Genomic DNA, 17850 nt, shown 5'->3' on the forward strand with positions numbered 1-17850 from the left:
CAGCATCGCCATCAGCGGATAGGCCGGACGACCACCATCACCCTTGGGGTAATGGGGTTCGATCAAGGCAATCAACCCCTTCCACGGAACCACCCGATCCATTTCGATCAGGAATAATTCTTTGCGGGTCTGCTTGCGCTTGCTGGCGTACTCGGCGTCGGCGAAGGTCATCTGCTTCATCGGAAAACTCAGCGGGTGGAATCCGGGTATTTTGCCAAAATCAGGAAGTCTTCTTCAGAATTTCCCTAAAGACCAACAAGAAAGCCGAAGCGCTTATGCTTCATCAAAGTCAGGTTGCCTTGGTCTATTTTTGGTTATTGCGTCCGTCCCGATCATTTGCGTTGTCGGTGCGGTCACATGGTTTGTGTAGGCCAAACCTAACAAGTGACTTGAATCCTTGGCCTAGCTCACTGGGACGTACTAAACCCCGCCCCTAAACCAAGGCAGCGGCAGCCTATACAACCCTCTCCAGCACCCTCGCCCTGCTGACAACCAAGGCGAGCATCACCCACACCGCCGCCAGCCGGCCCAGCCTTATGGCTATAGCCGGCGAGAGCGGAGCAAGAGGGTTAGCGCGGGATCAGGCTGGCGATGCTGGTGAGGCGCTGACTCACGTGTTCTTCAAGGCGTTGCATATCTTGACGGTGGCGCTGCTCTTGCTCGGCCTGTTCGGCGCACAGTTTTAACGCCGTGAGCACCAGCAGGCGGTCGCCAAGCAGGGTTGGTGAGGTCGCCTTGCTTTCAGCCAGGCGCTCTTTGAGCAGCCGCACCGAGTCGCTCAGGGCCTGCTGTTTTCCGGCAGGCGCCTTGATGCTGTAGTCATTGCCGAGGATGGAAATGACCGTAACCGTATCCCCTTCGAGGCTCATGCCTGGGCAGGACTCGGCGCCGCGTTGGCAGTGCCGCTAGCCAGCTGAACCAGTGCCTGAATACGTGCGGCGGTGGTGCTGTTCAGCTCTTCTTGCTCCAGTGCGCTCATTTGCAGCGCGTCATTTTCTTCCTTGAGTTGAGCCAATTCGTTGCGAATCTGCTGGTTCGCCTCTTGCAGCGCTTTGTTCTCTTGCACCAACTCGCTGACAAGTTGTTCCAACTGACTCAGATTATTTTCCAACATATTGATTACTCAAGCTTTTTTGCGGGACGCCAGAATAAAGAAAAGCGCCGCGAGAAGCCAGGCGAGCGGCTGGACGGTCAGGCTGTTTTCCGGGTTACAACTTCGCGCAGTGCGCGGCCTGCGTTTAAGCCGTCGGCCATGCGCGTCCTTATGCCCTGCCCCGCTCTTCGCCCTGGATTCAGGGGCGCGGCCCCAGGATTTGTGTCAGCAGCTCGGGGCTCGGTGCGCCGAGCTGTTGCTGCAACTGGCCCGCTTCATCCTGATAGAAAATCGCCGGCGTAGCCGAGGCGCCCATTTCAGCCATCAGGCCAAGGTTGTGGTCGAGCTGCTGCTGGATGGCGTCGGGGATCTTTTTCAGCCCTTGCAAGGTGCTGACTTTGCCGGCTGCCTCATGTTCATGCAGGGCCGCCTGGGGATCACTGGCGCTGAGTAATGCGGCGGCTTTGGCGGCGCTGTCTTGGCGCAGCATGCCGACCATGACATGACGAACCTGCACAGCACCGCCCTCGACCCAAGGCCGCACTTGTTTCCAGAACAGGTTGCAGTACGGGCAGTTGGGATCGGAAAACACATAGACGATGCGCGGTGCGCTGGCCTTGCCATCGGTGATCCAGCTGCTTTTTTCCAGCTTGCTCAGCATTGCCTTGCCCTGCGGCCCGTACACCAGTTTATCCAGCGGCTCACGGCTAAGGTCTTCGCCTTGGGCATCAAGCAGGCTGCCGACCAACACGTGCTGACCATCGGCCGTCAGGTACAGGGCAACGCCCTGGCCGTTGAAGCGCGCGGCATAGCCCTGCAAACCGCTGGGCGCGTCAAACCGCTGGATAATTTCGGCACCACGCGCCTCGATCGCCTTGATCGGGGCCGGCCATTCCTCGGCCTGCGCCAGAGGCATGACCAAGAGCGTCGAGAGCAGTGCCGACAGGTGGGTAAGTCGCAGCATGGTTATTGATCCTTCTTCAGTACTTCAAGCGCGCGAGCCAGGCTGGCGCGCGACAATTCACCCAAGTGGCTGCCAACCTGGCGACCCTCGGCGTCGTAAAACAGCGTGCTGGGCAACGCCATGGAGCCAACGTGCTGGCCCAGGCGGCCGCCGCTGTCGAGCAATACGTTGTCCAAACCGAGGGCTTCGGCGGCCAGGTATTGGTTAACCTCGCCCTGGCCTTCGCCTTGATTGACGAACAGGATGGTCAGCTCGGGATGGTTGCGCTGCGCGTCGGCTAACACCGGCATTTCCCGACGGCACGGTGGGCACCACGTGGCCCAGAGGTTAACCACCAGCGGTTTGCCGACATAGTCGTGCAGCGCCACTGAGGCGCCGTTGCTGTCTCTGAAGGACAACGCCGGCAGCCGGGTGCCCTGCTCAAGCCCATACAACGTCAGGCTACCCAAACCCCAGCTGAACACGCCGACGGCCAATGCGCTGGCTAAGGATGTTCTGATGGCTGGGGTACGCCAGGCCTGCCAGGCCCCCAACAGTAGCGCGGCCAGCACGCCAGGCCAGGCGATAAAGCCACCGTCAAGGATATCCAGCGCCTGCCAGGGTTGCGCGCGGTAGTGCTCGAGGTACACGGCAACAAACGCCAGCCGTGCGACCAGCAAGGCCAGCAACAACAAACGAAACAGCTGTTTTTCCGGGTTGACCGCACTGCGCCGCCCGACGTACCAGCCGGTAACAGTCGCCAGAAGCAGGCTGATCATCAACAGCACGTGGGCGGTGCTAAGGGCCAGGGGACCAATATTCACCGTCAGCATCAACCGCGCTCCTGGGTAGTCGTCCAAATATCTAAGAACTGCTCGGCATTCACCGCGCCCGTTATGCGCTGCGAACGGCGCTCCTCACCGTCCGGGCCGATCCATAACAACGTGGGCGGGCCCAGCACTTTAAAGCGTTCCAACAACGCACGGCTTGCCGCGTTGCTTTGAGTCACGTCGGGGCGTAAGACGCGAACGCCTTGCAGGCTAGCCTGCACGTCGGGGTTAGCGAACACGGTTTTCTCCATGACTTTGCACGACACGCACCAGTCGGCGTAGTAATCAATCAGCACCCATTGGCCCTCAGCTTTGGCCACCGCCAGCTCACGCTCAAGCGTGGCCGGCTCGCTCATGCCGATAACGTGCTGTGCATTCGGCGCGGCCGAAATGCCCGTGCCGGCATACACCTTGAGTGGCTGCAGCGGATCGCTGGCACCCCCTGCAGCCCCCAGCACCATCGCCATGCCCCAAATACCCAGCAACGCGCCAATCGCCTTGGCCACGCTGGCGTGTTGCAGCACTTGCCGCGACAGGTGCAGCAGCGCACTGGCCAGCACAATTAATAGCGCGCCCCACAATCCCAGCCAGGTCGGCTCCGCGAGCAGCGGGCGGATCACCAAAAGCGCGGCGAGTAGAAACAGAAAGCCGAACAGCACCTTGACCCGATTCATCCACGCGCCGGGTTTCGGCAGGAAGCGATTGCCGAGCGTCACCAACAACACCAGCGGCGTACCAATGCCCAGGCCCAAGGCAAACAACACCAGACCGCCGTGCAGGGCGTCGCCACTTTGCCCGATATACAGCAACGCGGCGGCCAGCGGTGCGGTCATGCACGGCCCCACCAGCAGGCCGGAGAACACACCGAGCATGCCCGCACCGACTAGGCTGCCGCCTTGCTGCTTGCGCCCCGCATGCGCTAAGCGGTCACGCAGGGCCGCGGGCAACTGCAGCTCAAACAACCCGAACATCGGCAAGGCCAGCAGCACAAACAACGCGGCGAAGCTGGCCAGCAACCAGGGCTGTTGTAGCAGCCCCTGCAGGTTTGCGCCCAGCAACGCAGCGACCACGCCCAGCGCGGCATACACCAGGGCCATGCTCACCACATAGCTGGCCGCCAGCGCCCAGCCGCGTCGTGGCGAGGCCCCACTGCCCACCACAATACCCGCCAGAATCGGCAGCATCGGCAAGGAACACGGGGCAAAGGCCAGCAACAGACCCAGCCCAAAGAACAGCAATACGTTCAACATCAGGTGTTGGTTTTGCAAACCACCAGCCAGGGCTTGGTCCTCAGCCAGGTTGGTGCCCGGCTCGCTTGGCGCACCGGCGCTCGACACATCAACCTGTTGGGTCTGTGGCGGGTAGCACAGCCCGGCATCGGCGCAGCCTTGCCAGCCAACCAGAATGCTGCCGGCAACCCCAGCGGGGAGCGTCAGCGTTAAGTGCTCGCGATAAATCTGCGAATCACCGAAGAACTCATCGCTATAAGGCAAGCCCGCCGGCAGCTCAGGGACGGCATCTGCCGACAAGCCACTGAACTGCAAGCGTTGCTGATAGAGGTAGTAGCCGGGGGCAATGTCCCAGCGCAGCCGGGTTTCACCGCTGGCCTGCGGCTCAACACTGAGGTTGAATGCCTGCTCAACGGGGAGAAACTCAGCCTGCTGGGTGTTGCCCGCCTGCAACGGGCTGGCGGAAAAACTGGCGGCCTGGACGGGCAGCAGCCAAGCCCAGAACAACGAAAACAGCAGAAACCAACGCATGCAAAACCACACCGATAAATAGCCAGGCGGCGAGCATCGCAGTTGGCGGTTAAGTCAGGATTAAACCCGGGTTAATCCGCGTAAATACCCACAGCCCGTTATCATTCGTGACCCCGCTATAACCCTGACTTAATCCTGCTGATGGATACTTCACCTCCCCTCCACGGATCGGCGTCATGAACATATTGCTGACTGAAGACAATGCCCTGATTGCCAGCGGCGTTGTGGCCGGGCTCACCGCCCAGGGCTTTCGCGTTACGCATGCGGCCAGCGCCGCTGAAGCTGAAGCCCTGCTGCGCACGCTGCAATTTGATGCGTGGGTGCTAGATCTGGGCCTGCCGGATGAAGACGGTTTGAGCCTGCTGCGGCGCCTGCGCCAACGCGGCGTGGCCATACCGGTGCTCCTGCTGACAGCCCGCGATTCAGTGGCCGACCGGGTGTCTGGCCTGCAGGAGGGGGCGGACGATTATTTGGTCAAACCGTTCGACTTACGTGAGCTTGCCGCCCGCTTGCATGCCCTGCTACGCCGCGCCGCTGGGCGCGCCAGTTCACTGATCGAACACGGCCCGCTGCGCTACGACCCGGTGGCCTGCCAGGCATTTCTGCATGGGCAGCACATCGATCTGTCGCGCCGCGAGCAGGTCCTGCTGCAAGCGCTGCTGCACAATCCTCGCCGGGTGCTCAGCGGCGAACAGCTCAAGGATGCGGTCTACGGCCTAGACGGCGAGGTCGAGAGCAATGCCCTCAACGTGCATATTCACCATTTGCGGCGCAAATTAGGCAGCGCCATCGTTGAGACGGTACGCGGCCTGGGTTACCGCCTCGGCCCCGCCGGCCACAACGAGGAACACACGCCATGAGCCTTCGCTTGCGCCTCAGCCTGATTCTCGGCTCTGCCTTTGTCCTGCTCTGGTCGCTGGCCGCCGTGTGGATGCTGTTCGACCTGCGTAACCAGCTGATGTTGACCCTCGACCAACGCCTGGCGTCGTCGGCGCGGATGGTCTCGGGCTTGCTCCTGCAACTGCCGCAATTGCAGCAAACCGAGGGCAGCGCGCCGCTCAGTACCGAACAACTGGGTATGCCGGAAGGCATTGCCTGCCAGATCAGTTCGGTGCGCGGCGAGATTCTCGCCAGCAGCCGCGCCGCACCTGGGAGCGCCCTGGGCGTGGATGAAAAAGGCTTCCATGAGCGCAACATTGACGGCGTCACCTGGCGCACCTTCACCTTGATTGAAGGCGACATGCGCGTGACCACAGCAGACCGTCTAGACGAGCGCGACACCCTCAACCACTCGATTTTGCTGGCAGCTGCTGCGCCTGTAGTGCTCGCGTTGCTCGGCAGTTTACTGGTGCTATGGGTTGGCCTAAGCCGCGAGCTGTCGCCCTTACGGCGCATTCGCCAGGCGTTGGCCGAGCGCAGCGCCGACAGCATCGAACCCTTACATGTCGACGGCCTGCCGCAAGAGCTGCAACCCTTGGTGGCTACCCAGAATCAGCTGTTTCAACGCATTGGCCAGGCGATTGAGCGCGAACGCCGGCTAACTGATGACGCCGCCCATGAGTTGCGCAGCCCGCTCACGGCGATCAAAACCCACCTGCAAGTGGCCAGCATGACTGAAGGCGCGACTGCCCGTCAGGCCTTGGCCCATGCCGAAGCCGGCACTGACCGCCTGCACCAAACCCTGGAACAACTGCTGCTACTGGCCCGCGTGGAAGGCCGCCTGCCGTTTGACGAGCCCCTGCAATACAGCGCCGCGCAAGTGGCCCACATGGCCATCAGTGATGCTCAGCAACCGGGCGGCCGGCCTATCGAACTGCACCTGCTCGATGCCAGCGCCCAACGCCTCCTGGCAATGCCACCGACCCTGGCCATTGCCGCGCTGCGCAACCTGCTGGACAACGCCCAGCGGCATAACTCAGCCGATACCGCCGTGAGTTTGAGTGTGCAATCGCGTGGGGAGCACGTGTGCTTTAGCGTGCAAGACGCCGGGCCTGGCGTGGCACCTGAAAAACTGCCCCAGCTAACCGAGCGCTTCTGGCGCAACTCAGCTGGTGACGGCAGCGGCCTCGGCCTGTCCATCGTCAACGCCATCGTTCAGCGCTGCGGTGGCGCGCTTGAGTTTGTCAGCAGCGCCAACGGCCTGCGGGTGAACTTAGTGCTGCCGAGCCGACCGGCCAGTGAGGCGTTTTAGCAGAGTCAGCCCTGAGTACCCGGAACACGGTACATAAACACGACTGTTGGTCACCCACGCGTTTTAAGCCGGCTAGCACTCGCCGCCACATGGCCTGCCTGGCCATCTGATCCGCTTTTTATTTGAAAACCTGAGTCTGTTACAGGATCAGTTCCAGCCGCATCATTCGCGCAGCCTGATAAAGCCCACGAGGCCCGCAATGAGCGAACGTATTCCCGCGCAGATCATCGAAACTATCGATCCGAGCAAGCCTATCCGCCTGACGCCTTCGCAGGCCGGTGGCCCGATCCACACACGCAGCTTCACTGGCCTGTATCGCAACCTGCGCCTGTACGGTGCAGGCTTGTTGTTTCTGATCTTCTTCGGCACCGCCTGGCTCGACTGGGACGGCCGCCAAGCCGTGCTGTGGAACCTCGCCGAGCACCGTTACTACATCTTCGGCGCGACCTTCTGGCCGCAGGATTTCACCCTGCTGTCGGCGCTGCTGATCATCGCAGCCTTTGGCCTGTTCACCATCACCGTGGTGGCTGGGCGCGTGTGGTGTGGTTACACCTGCCCGCAAAGCGTGTGGACCTGGGTGTTTATGTGGGCCGAGAAAATCACCGAAGGCGAGCGTAATCAGCGCATCAAGCTGGATGCCGCGCCCTGGTCGCTGGACAAGCTGCTGCGGCGCAGTGCCAAGCATGCCATTTGGCTGGCTGTCAGCCTGCTCACAGCGCTGACCTTTATTGGTTACTTCACGCCGATCCGCGAGCTCACCAGCGACCTGCTGCGCCTGCAACTGGACGGCGGCACGCTGGTCTGGGTGCTGTTCTTTATGGCTGCCACCTATCTCAACGCGGGCTGGCTGCGAGAGAAAGTCTGCGTGCACATGTGCCCGTATTCGCGCTTCCAGAGTGCGATGTTTGACGATGACACCCTGCTGGTGGCCTACGACGCCAAGCGCGGCGAAGGCCGTGGCCCGCGTAAGAAGGACAGCGACCACAAGGCCGAAGGCCTGGGTGACTGCATCGACTGCACTATGTGCGTGCAGGTTTGCCCGACCGGGATCGATATCCGCGACGGCCTGCAGATCGACTGCATCAGCTGCGGCGCCTGCATTGATGCCTGCGACTCGGTCATGGACAAAATGGGCTACGCCAAAGGGCTGGTCGGCTACCACTCCGAGCGTGAACTGCAAGGCGGCAAGACGCACTGGCTGCGGCCAAGGCTGATCGGCTACAGCATCGCCCTGGTGTTGATGCTCGCGGCGTTTGTCTGGGCGCTGAGCGCGCGCTCGATGTTGTCCATCGACTCGGCCAAAGACCGCAGCATGTTCCGCGAGAACCAGTTGGGGCAGATCGAGAACACCTACCTGCTCAAGGTCATCAACAAGACTCAGCAACCGCAGCTGTATGCCCTGGCGTTGCGCGACAGCCCCGGCCTACGCCTGGATGCTCCGCAACAGTTGCAGTTGAACCCTGGGGAAATTCTCGATGTACCGGTCACCCTGGTGCTGGAGAGCGAAACGGCCAGCGCCAGCACGATGCCGGTGAAGTTTGTGATCCATAACCTGGCCGATGCCAGCGAGCAGGCGCAAACGCAGAGCATTTTTCTCTCGCCACGCGGGCGCTGACAGTCGCATGGCAAGGCAACTCCCCGTAGAGTGCGCTGATCTGCTGAGCGCACCGACGGACACGATGAAACGCTACGAGAAATTTGCCGACCAGATTGCCGAACTGATCCGCACTGGCGTGCTCGCCCCTGGCGAGAAAGTACCCTCGGTGCGCCACGCCAGCCGCACTTACGGGGTCAGCCCGTCCACGGTGTTCCAGGCCTATTACCTGCTGGAAGACCGTGGCCTGATTCAGGCCCGGGCGCGCTCCGGCTATTTCGTTAGAGAACTGGCGCGGCATTCGCTGGCCGAACCCGAAACCAGCCAACAGCCGACGCAAACCACCGAGGTGGATGTCAGCGAGCTGGTGTTTTCGGTGCTGGCTTCGCTGAAAGACCCCGGCACCGTGCCGTTCGGCTCGGCCTTCCCCAGCCCCGACCTGTTCCCTCTGCCACGCCTGGCCCGCTCCATGGCCCATGCCGTTCGCGACCTGTCACCGCACGCGGTGATCGCCGACATGACCGAGGGCAACCCCAACCTGCGCCGGCAGATCGCCCTGCGTTATATGGTCAGCGGCGTGATGCTGCCGCTGGAAGAACTGGTGATCACCAGCGGCGCCATGGAGGCGCTGAACCTGTGCTTGCAAACGGTGACCCAACCCGGCGATCTGGTGGCGATTGAGGCGCCGGCGTTTTACGCCACGTTGCAGGTGCTGGAACGCTTAAAGCTCAAGGCCGTGGAGATCCCGGTTCACCCGCGTGAAGGTATCGACCTGGACGTATTGGCCGAGCGCTTGAGCAGCCTGCCGATCAAAGCATGCTGGTTTATGAGCAGCCTGCAGAACCCGCTGGGCGCGAGCATGAGTGACGACAAAAAGCGCGGCTTGTATGAGCTGCTGCACCGTCATCAAGTGCCATTGATTGAAGACGACGTGTACGCCGAGCTGTACTTCGGCAGCCAGCCGCCCAAACCGGTCAAGAGCTTCGACCGCGATGGCCTGGTGATGCATTGCGGCTCGTTTTCCAAGTGCCTGGCGCCCGGTTACCGGGTCGGCTGGGTGGCTGGCGGGCGTTATGCCGAGCAAATCAGCCGGCTCAAACTGATGACCACCATCTCACCCTCTGTTCCGGCGCAGGCCGCGCTGGCGGATTACCTGCAACACGGCGGCTATGATCGCCACCTGCGCAAACTGCGCCATGCCCTGGAAGCGCAACAAGCCTCGATGCTGGCCTCGGCAGCGCGGCACTTCCCGGCCAGCAGTAAAGTCACCCGGCCCAGCGGTGGCTACTTTCTCTGGTTCGAGTTCCCCGAGCAGGTCGACGCACTGCGCCTGTTTCAATTAGCCCTGGCCCAGGGCATCAGCCTCGCCCCGGGGCCGATCTTCTCGGCCACCCGACGCTTCGGCAACTGCGCCCGCCTCAACTACGGCCATCCGTGGAATGCGCAGAGCGAAGACGCCATGATCGTGCTCGGGCGCATCATCAACTCCTTCTAATCCCCGGCCAGCAGGCCCATTGAAACGCCACTAGCCCATGCATTTGGCAACGTCCAGACGTTTCTGCCTAGCGCTGTAACTTGTACAACCCAGGTACAGGTTACGCCGCGTATCGTCCCGCTACCAAAGCCGCCACCACATCGCCTACACAGCAACGCAAACCTAATTATTAAGGGTTTACGTTGTTCTGCGTGGGTGGATGCTCAGGATAATTACGGCATTCACCCTCATCACCCCGCAAAACATAATTCTACAAATCAAGATTCATGTATAAGATTTGCACAACTCAAAGGTTCATCTGGTATAGCCCTTCTTTTCAAATCGCAACACACCGTCGCCGCCCTACAGGGCAAGAGGAATTGATTTCATGCAATCACAACTGAGCATTGCGCAACGCCTGAGCCTCGGGTTTGGCTTGATTCTGTCGCTAATGATCCTGGTGACCCTGATCGGTGTGCAGCGGGTTGGCTTTATCGACGAGACCCTGACGTCGGTGAGTGAAGGGGCTTCGCTTAAGCAGCGCTATGCCATTAACTTCCGTGGCAGCGTGCATGACCGCGCCATTGCGATACGCGATGCGGCGCTGGTGGATGACGATGCCGCGTTGAACCGTCAACTAGGCGAAATTCAGCGGCTTAAAGACTTCTATCAAGAGTCGGCCCAGGCCATGGACAGCCTGCTGCGCGAAGAAGCGCCAACGGCCACCGAACAGCGCCTGCTGGGCGATATTCAGAATATCGAGCGCAGCACCCTGGTCTTGACGGAACAGCTGATCAATCTGCGCCGCCAGGGTGATAAGGACGCGGCGAAAAGCCTGCTGCTTGAACAAGCCTCACCGGCTTACAGCGAATGGCTCAAGCGTATCAATGCTTTTATCGACCTTGAGGAACAAGGTGTAGGGCAGGATATTGGCGCGGTGCGCGAGGCCGCCGGCGGTTTTCGCCTACTGATTTTGCTGGTCACCGCCGCAGCTGTGCTGCTGAGCGTTGGCGTATCACTGATCATCATCAACAAGCTGAAATCCACCCTTGGGGCCGAACCCTATGAAGTCGCCCAGGCAATTCAGCGCCTGGCCAATGGCGACCTTAACCAGCGTATCCAGACCCGTTACCCGCAGAGCGTCATGGGCGCCCTGCAGGACACGGTCAAACACCTGGCCGAAACCATCACCCAGGTGCGCAGCGCTGCCCGTGAACTGACCCTGGCCTCAGACCAACTGCTCACCACCTCTGACAGCAACAATCAGCAAATCCGCCTGCAGTCCAGCGAGGCCGAACAGATGGCCACCGCCATCAATCAAATGGCCGCGACCGTTAATGAAGTGGCCAACTATGCGGCCAGCGCGGCATCGGCGACACGCAACGCTGACAGTGAGGTGGCCACCGGCAATCAGGTGGTTAGCGCCACTGCCAGTGCCATTCAGAACCTCGCACGCACCCTGGAGAGCGCCGCCGAAAGTGTGCAGCAGGTGTCCAGCGACAGCGAAAACATCGAAAAAATCATCGAGGTGATCACTGCCATCGCCGAGCAAACCAACCTGCTCGCCCTGAATGCCGCCATTGAGGCCGCTCGGGCCGGCGAACATGGCCGCGGCTTTGCCGTGGTGGCCGATGAAGTGCGCTCCCTGGCGACCCGCACTCAGGACTCCACGCGGGAAATCCGCGGCATGATCGGCAAGCTGCAGGAAGGTGCCGGCAAGGCCGCTGAAGTGATGCGCAACAGCCGCCAACTGGCGCAGCAAACCGTCGAGCAAACCGGTCAGGCAGAAACCGCGCTGAACAAAATCCGCAGTGAAGTCACGGCCATCAACGACATGAACGCGCAGATTGCTAGCGCCTCGGAAGAGCAAAGCGCGGTGGCCGAAGAGGTCAACCAGAACATCAACCGCATCCACAACGCCACCCTGGAAACCTCAGCCGGCTCCGAGCAAGTGGCGGCGTCCAGCCGTGAACTGACCACCCTGGCGAACCGTCTGACCGACAAGGTCAGCTTCTTCAAGCTGTAGCACCCGCTCTATCTGGGCCGCCAGGCCAGGCGCACTGGCGGTGCCCCTAACACCTGGCTGCGGCGCAGCTGAAACCTTTGCTTGAACATTAGCCGCAGCCAAAATCAGGTCAGTCGGCTAATTTACTTCTCTGTTCAATTCAGGCATCAGGCATGGACTCGATAACCCAGGCGGTACTTGGCGCCAGCATTCAGGGCGCACTGCTCGGCCGCTGGCAAGGCCGCAAGGCGCTGCTGTATGGCGCTATGCTCGGCACCCTGCCGGATCTGGATGTGGTGATTGATTACGGCGACGCCGTGGCCGACATGACTTACCACCGAGGTTTCAGCCACTCGCTGTTTGTCCTCACCGGCGTGGCCCTGCTGTTGACCTGGCTAACCCGGCGCTTTCGACATAACCCCGGTTACTCCTCACAACGGCTGTTTCTAACAACATGGCTGGTGTTGATTACCCACCCGCTGCTCGACAGTTTCACCAGCTATGGCACGCAATTGTTCTGGCCGCTAACGCCGATTCCTACGGCCTGGTCGAGCATCTTTATCATCGACCCGCTCTACACCGTGCCGCTGCTGATTGCCGTGGCACTGGGGCTGCTGTTTGGCTTGCGCGATAAAGCGGTCAAAGCCCCGGCACTGGCGTTGCTGGTTTCATCGCTGTACCTGGCCTCGACCTTGGGCGGCAAATACATGGCCGAACAGCGCGTAGAAGCCGAACTGGCGCGCCAAGGCATACAGGCGCAGCAACTGTTCAGCACGCCGACGCCGTTCAACAGCCTGTTGTGGCGGGTGATTGTGCTGGACGGTGAGGATTACCACGAGGCGCTGGTCAGCTGGTTCGACGCGGCCCCACCGCAGCTGCAGCGCATCCCGCGTGGCACGCACCTGGCAGCCGCGCTGGCCGACTCGCCGGCGCATGCGCGTCTCGCCTGGTTTACTAATGGCGTACTGCGTTACGACCAGTTGGGCGAACAGCTGGTGGTCACCGATATTCGCCTGGGCATGACCGGCTTTCACCCGTTCCGCTTCGCCTTCGCTAACCGGGAAAACGGCCAATGGCGCGTCGCTGACGAGATTCAGCGCCTGCCGACTGAACGCGGTGATTTATCGCGGCTAAAACTGCTGTGGGCACGCACCTGGCAACCTGAGGTGCAAGTGCCACTGCTGGCCTGGGCCGATGAGCTACGCAGAACGCCGCTGGCCCGCCGCGATGGCCAATAGCGTCTGGTGCGCCGGCATTGAGTGAGCCCAGCCTAAGAACCGCCAACTCAGCTGCGGAACTGCGCCACCAGGCCCTGTAGTTCAACGCCCAGGCGCGCCAGCTCGGCGCTGGAAGCAGCAGTCTGCTGACTGGCGCTGGCGCTTTGCTCGCCGATATCGCGCACCCGCGTCACGCTTTCACTGATGGTCTCGGCCACCGCACTCTGCTCTTCGGCGGCGGCCGCAATTTGCTGGTTCATCTGTTCAATAGTGCTCACCGCCTGGGTGATCCGCCCCAGCGCGTCCCCCGCTTCACCCGCGAGAGTCACCGTGCGCTGAGTCAAGGTGCGGCTGCTGTCCATTTTCTCCACGGCGCCCTTGGCCAGGCGCTGCAGACTGGCGATCAACCCTTCGATTTCCTCGGTGGAGTCCTGCGCACGCTTGGCCAAAGCGCGCACCTCATCGGCAACCACGGCAAAGCCACGGCCCTGTTCGCCAGCCCGTGCAGCCTCGATGGCCGCATTCAGTGCGAGCAGGTTGGTCTGCTCAGCCACATTGCGGATGACTTCCAATACGCCGCCGATGCGCGCGCTCTCTTGGTTCAACGCCGCAATGGCTTCGGCGGACTCTTCCACCTCGGTGGCCAGTTGGCCGATCTGACTGACCGTTTGCTGCACCACCTGATTACCCTGCTGCGCTTCGTTGTCGGCCACGCGGGCGGCCAGCGATGCTTGCTCGGCGTTCTGCGCCACTTCCTGCACGGTGGCGGCCATTTGGTGCATAGCGGTGGCGGTTTGTTCGGTTTCCATTTTTTGGCTCAGCACGCCGGCACTGGTTTGTGCCGTAATCGCCGAAAGCTGCTCGGCGGCCGCGGCAATCTGGCTCACCCCACCACCAATACGCCCAACCAGGCTACGCAGGCTGACACTCATCACCTGCATGGCGGCCATTAACTGACCAGGCTCATCACGTCGATCTTCGGGCAGATCATGGCTCAGGTCGCCGGCGGCAATACGCTGGGCAAACAGCACGGTTTGCTGCAACGGCGCGACAATCAAACGGGAAATGACCAGCGCCGCCAGCATGCCCAAGATCACAGCAGCAATGCCCATGGCACCGAGCATCATTAAGGCCTGACGGCTGTCTGCAGCCATGGCTTGCTCTTGCTGCGTTTTGCGTTGTTCCACCAAGGCGAGCAACGCGCGGGCCTGCTCAAGCATCTGCGCTTCGCTCTGCTGACTCTGTTCGCGCACCTGGCGGTAATTGGTAAATGCCTGTTGATACAGCGTCAGGGCTTGCAAGGCGGTCTCGATTGAGCGCTTTTGCTCATCATCCAGCCAGACCATCAGGCTACGCGCCACGCTTTGCAGGTCATCGTTGATGTAGGTCCACTCATCTAAGGCGTCGCTTGAACCCTCGATGATGTACTGGCTTTCATAGCCGCGCAGGTCAAGCATGCGTTTGCTCAGACCCGAGGCAGTTTCCGCCAGGGTCAGCGGGTCGCTGCCGCGCAGCTTGTCGCCCTCTAGGCGTAATTCACGCACGGCGTCATACATATCCAGCTCAATCACATCGAACTGATCACGCGCTTCACCCGCCGCCTCACGCATCTGCGTACGTGCCGCGCGGGCATTGTTTTGCTGCTCAACAAAACTGTCGAACTGCTGGCGATAGGCGTCGAGTGCCTGCTGCATGCCGTTCAAGCCTGCTTGGTCAGCACGGGCAGCGGCTGCCAGTTGTTGAGCCAATGCCGAGCTGGCACGGTCCAACTGCGCATGCATTTGAGCCGCCGCCTCGCTGCTCTGGCGCAGGGCGTAATCACGCTCAGCACGGCGCGCTTGCAACACCTCGGCATCGATTGCTGACAGGCCACGGGTCCTGGCATTGCCTTCCAGCACGGCTTGAACCGCGAGAAAGCCACTGCCGGTCACGGCAACGGTGAGCAACAGCACCAGGCCGAAGCCGCACATAAGCTTTTTACTGACAGACAAGTCGGCCAACAGGCGGGGGACAGAAGAAGACATAACGACAGCTCCGTTTTTATTATCGAGTGCAGCCCGACATGGCAATGACGGTATGGTCAGCGCACGCACACCAGCTAGCAGCTTAGCCCGGCTTTACTGCAACCCTTGCGCCAGCTCGCTGCTGTGCCTCGGCAAAACATCAAAGGCCTCGCCAACGCCAGAGCCCACGGTTTTTTTGGTCACGCAGCGGCGTTGAGCAGCTGGCTAGAAACCGCCTTTCGCCGGACGCATCGGCAAGTTTCCGCTGATCGCCCGGCAACAGTGGCGAGTAGCCGCCAAAAAATATTCGCCAATGTGATGGCGAAACCCCCTAATCCACCGGCAAGAAAAAGGGCGCACGGCTTTCGCCCATGCGCCCTCTGCTGCTTTTGCTGCTCAGTGCGTCTGGCTTATCGCCCCGCGAGCGCCGGCACGACCCGAGGGCGCAGCACTTCGCCCAATATTGCCAGCACACCAATGGCACCGGCGATCCAGTACCAATGAGCAACCGGGTCAAACATCAACCAGCCCAGGGCATGCAGGAACACCACCATGATCAGCACCGGGCTGACGTAGCGCACCATAAACAGCCACAAGGCGTAGCCCAGCGGCGGCAGGCCCAGCTCGTCACGCATGATCTCGCTGCGCAGTGCATAACCGGCCAGCAAGACGATAAAGATCCCGCCCAGCGGCATCATCCAGCGTGAGGTCAGGTAATCCAGCCAATCGAAGAAGTTCTTGCCCATGGGGGTCCAGCCCGCCATCAGGTTGAACGACAGCATGGCCAGCAGGCTAATAACCAGTAGCACCGCACCGGCAGCCGCCGCGGCCTTGAAGCGGCTTACGCCGTACTTCTCATTCAGGTAAGCCACGGTCGCTTCGATCATCGAGATGGCTGAAGTCAACGCTGCAATCGACACCATGGCGAAGAACAGCGCACCAAAGGCGGTACCAAACGGCATCTGCTGGAAGGCCAGCGGCAGGCTCATAAAGATCAGCCCCGGGCCCGCGCTTGGGCTCATGCCGTTGGCAAAGATAATCGGGAAGATCGCCAAGCCAGCCAACAGCGCCACACAGGTGTCACAGATGGCCACAACAAAGGTGGTGCGCGCCACCGACTGGCCATCCGGCAAGTAGGAGCCGTAGGTGAGAATCGCCCCAGAGGCCAGGCTCAGGGTGAAGAAGGCATGACCCAAGGCAGCCAGCAGCGCTTCACCGGTGATTTTCGAGGCATCGAAGCTGAACAGGAAGTCGAAGCCCGCACTGAAGCCGCCACTGGTGAAGGCGTAGCCCACCAACACCACGAGCATGACGGCCAGCCCCGGCATCATCCAGCGCACGGCATTTTCGATGCCCTTTTGTACGCCTTTGGCCACGATCCACAGGGTCAGCAGCGCCACCAGCACGCTCCAGCCGCCGAGCTGCCAGGGGTTGGCGTTGTGCGCCTCAAACACCCCGGCCAGCGCATCAACACTGGTCGCCGCCAAGGAACCGTCGAGCATTTTCACCGTATAGGCAAACGCCCAACCCGCCACCACCACGTAGAAACACAGGATCATAAAGCCGGCGAGCATGGCCATGCCGCCCACGGCCTTCCACAATGGGTTGCCGCCATTCTCTTTAACCACCCGGCCGATCGCATCAATCGGGCTGCCACGGCCGCGCCGGCCAATGGCGATCTCGGTCATCATCACCGGAATACCAATGGCCAGAATGCAGGCCAGGTACATCAGCACAAACGCACCACCGCCGTATTCGCCGGTGATGTAAGGAAACTTCCAGATATTGCCCAGCCCCACAGCGGAGCCAGTAGCAGCAAGGATAAAGCCCCAGCGCGAGAGCCAGAGGTTCTTGGGTTTTTCACGAGTCATGCGTCACCTGTTTGTTTTTATCTGTGACGAAATAGAACCCGCTGCGCTTGTGGCGCGGCGGAGTGGCAAGGCATCCAGAGGGTGTAAGGCAGCCGATCTGGCCACCGAACACGCTCTGCAAAACCGGATTCGCCAGACCCCAGTGGCGGCGAAGCCGGCTGGGATCACTGGGCGTCGGATTGCACCTCCGGCGCAGCCTGCTTAAAGGCATCCAGAGACTCACAACGCGCCGCCATGGCGAGGATGCGTGGGTACGCATCAAGGTCACAGTTAAAACGGCGCGCATTATACAACTGCGGGATCAGACACGCTTCCAGATATCCGGGTTGTTCGCCGAGTGACAGGCGATCATTGAAGACCACCAGGCCGGCTTCGACCGCGGCCAGGCCTTTGTGCAGCCAATGGCGGTACCAGGCATCCTTGGCTTGCTCCCCCACGGCCAGTTCGCCAGTCAGGTATTGCAACACCCGCAGGTTGTTTAGCGGGTGCAGGTCGCAGGCGATATGCAGCGCCAGAGCGCGCACCTGAGCGCGTTGCGCCGGGGCGCGGGGGAGTAGCGGCGTATCGGGGAACATCTCATCGAGGTATTCAAGGATGGCCAGCGACTGGGCAATGCGCACCCCGCCGTTGCCGTGATCGACCAGCAGCGGTAACAGTTCCTGCGGGTTCAGCGCTTGATAGTCAGTGCTGTGCTGCTGACCGCCATCCTTAACCAGATGCACCGGCACTTGCTCATAGGCCAAACCTTTGAGGTTGAGCGCAATGCGCACCCGGTAGGCGGCGCTGGAGCGCCAATAGCCATAGAGCGTCAACATGGCAAATAGCCTCCGAGCCAAAGCGTAGGATGGGTTGAGCCTGCGATACCCATC

Annotated in this window: 14 protein-coding genes and 3 pseudogenes; 7 read left to right on the forward strand and 10 right to left on the reverse strand. The window is 61.2% G+C overall.

The genetic code is table 11. From position 1 onward, the window contains the following. The 6 genes and pseudogenes from SOP97_RS06615 to dsbD all read right to left on the reverse strand — a co-directional run. Nucleotides 1-180 (reverse strand): annotated as a pseudogene (locus SOP97_RS06615) (IS5/IS1182 family transposase); the annotation flags it as partial. 389 nt (nucleotides 181-569) lie between these two features. Beyond that, nucleotides 570-869, reverse strand: coding sequence for a cell division protein ZapA (locus tag SOP97_RS06620; protein WP_274088559.1), 300 nt, complete (start codon nucleotides 867-869; stop codon nucleotides 570-572). Further along, on the reverse strand, nucleotides 866-1114 hold the full coding sequence (locus SOP97_RS06625) for a hypothetical protein (protein WP_274088560.1): 249 nt from the start codon (nucleotides 1112-1114) through the stop codon (nucleotides 866-868). The genes SOP97_RS06620 and SOP97_RS06625 overlap by 4 nt, the downstream gene beginning before the upstream one ends. 178 nt (nucleotides 1115-1292) lie before the next feature. After that, the gene (gene dsbG / locus SOP97_RS06630; RefSeq protein ID WP_274088561.1) at nucleotides 1293-2057 is read right to left on the reverse strand and encodes a thiol:disulfide interchange protein DsbG; all 765 of its coding nucleotides are present in this window, start codon (nucleotides 2055-2057) and stop codon (nucleotides 1293-1295) included. A 2-nt stretch (nucleotides 2058-2059) separates the two neighbouring features. Next, on the reverse strand, nucleotides 2060-2869 hold the full coding sequence (locus tag SOP97_RS06635; protein WP_322948695.1) for a TlpA family protein disulfide reductase: 810 nt from the start codon (nucleotides 2867-2869) through the stop codon (nucleotides 2060-2062). Beyond that, nucleotides 2869-4626 carry a protein-disulfide reductase DsbD gene (dsbD, locus tag SOP97_RS06640; RefSeq protein WP_322948696.1) on the reverse strand — a complete coding sequence of 586 codons (1758 nt, stop codon included), beginning with the start codon at nucleotides 4624-4626 and terminating at the stop codon, nucleotides 2869-2871. The genes SOP97_RS06635 and dsbD overlap by 1 nt, the downstream gene beginning before the upstream one ends. A gap of 176 nt (nucleotides 4627-4802) precedes the next feature. Here dsbD and SOP97_RS06645 point away from each other — a divergent pair, with 176 nt between their 5' ends. The 7 genes and pseudogenes from SOP97_RS06645 (at nucleotide 4803) to SOP97_RS06670 (ending at nucleotide 13128) form a co-directional block, all read left to right on the forward strand. Further along, nucleotides 4803-5486 carry a response regulator transcription factor gene (locus SOP97_RS06645; protein ID WP_322948697.1) on the forward strand — a complete coding sequence of 228 codons (684 nt, stop codon included), beginning with the start codon at nucleotides 4803-4805 and terminating at the stop codon, nucleotides 5484-5486. After that, a complete protein-coding gene (locus SOP97_RS06650) occupies nucleotides 5483-6817 on the forward strand; it encodes an ATP-binding protein (protein ID WP_274088565.1) in 1335 nt (444 codons plus the stop codon). The genes SOP97_RS06645 and SOP97_RS06650 overlap by 4 nt, the downstream gene beginning before the upstream one ends. Nucleotides 6818-7016: 199 nt before the next feature. Next, nucleotides 7017-8432: a cytochrome c oxidase accessory protein CcoG gene (ccoG, locus tag SOP97_RS06655; protein WP_274088566.1), complete on the forward strand. Its 1416-nt coding sequence runs from the start codon at nucleotides 7017-7019 to the stop codon at nucleotides 8430-8432. Nucleotides 8433-8496: 64 nt separating this feature from the next. Then, nucleotides 8497-9906, forward strand: coding sequence for a GntR family transcriptional regulator MpaR (mapR, locus tag SOP97_RS06660; protein WP_274088567.1), 1410 nt, complete (start codon nucleotides 8497-8499; stop codon nucleotides 9904-9906). A 367-nt stretch (nucleotides 9907-10273) separates the two neighbouring features. Beyond that, a pseudogene (locus tag SOP97_RS20330) lies at nucleotides 10274-10789 on the forward strand (MCP four helix bundle domain-containing protein); the annotation flags it as partial. A gap of 417 nt (nucleotides 10790-11206) precedes the next feature. Beyond that, nucleotides 11207-11911: a methyl-accepting chemotaxis protein gene (locus tag SOP97_RS20335; protein WP_411912037.1), complete on the forward strand. Its 705-nt coding sequence runs from the start codon at nucleotides 11207-11209 to the stop codon at nucleotides 11909-11911. A 152-nt stretch (nucleotides 11912-12063) separates the two neighbouring features. Next, entirely contained in the window at nucleotides 12064-13128 is a 1065-nt protein-coding gene (locus tag SOP97_RS06670) for a metal-dependent hydrolase (RefSeq protein WP_274088569.1), read from the forward strand. A gap of 47 nt (nucleotides 13129-13175) precedes the next feature. On the opposite strand, the gene SOP97_RS20340 is transcribed toward SOP97_RS06670, so the two are convergent. From SOP97_RS20340 to maiA, 4 genes and pseudogenes are all read right to left on the reverse strand, one after another. Further along, nucleotides 13176-14057 carry a methyl-accepting chemotaxis protein gene (locus tag SOP97_RS20340; protein ID WP_411912038.1) on the reverse strand — a complete coding sequence of 294 codons (882 nt, stop codon included), beginning with the start codon at nucleotides 14055-14057 and terminating at the stop codon, nucleotides 13176-13178. After that, nucleotides 14034-15131 (reverse strand): annotated as a pseudogene (locus SOP97_RS20345) (methyl-accepting chemotaxis protein); the annotation flags it as partial. The pseudogene SOP97_RS20345 and the gene SOP97_RS20340, both read right to left, overlap by 24 nt. Nucleotides 15132-15520: 389 nt before the next feature. After that, entirely contained in the window at nucleotides 15521-16981 is a 1461-nt protein-coding gene (locus SOP97_RS06680; protein ID WP_274088571.1) for a sodium-dependent transporter, read from the reverse strand. A gap of 164 nt (nucleotides 16982-17145) precedes the next feature. Further along, on the reverse strand, nucleotides 17146-17796 hold the full coding sequence (maiA, locus tag SOP97_RS06685) for a maleylacetoacetate isomerase (protein ID WP_274088572.1): 651 nt from the start codon (nucleotides 17794-17796) through the stop codon (nucleotides 17146-17148). Nucleotides 17797-17850: the final 54 nt, after the last annotated feature.

It is taken from the genome of Pseudomonas spirodelae, assembly GCF_034653255.1.
Lineage (GTDB): Bacteria > Pseudomonadota > Gammaproteobacteria > Pseudomonadales > Pseudomonadaceae > Aquipseudomonas > Aquipseudomonas spirodelae.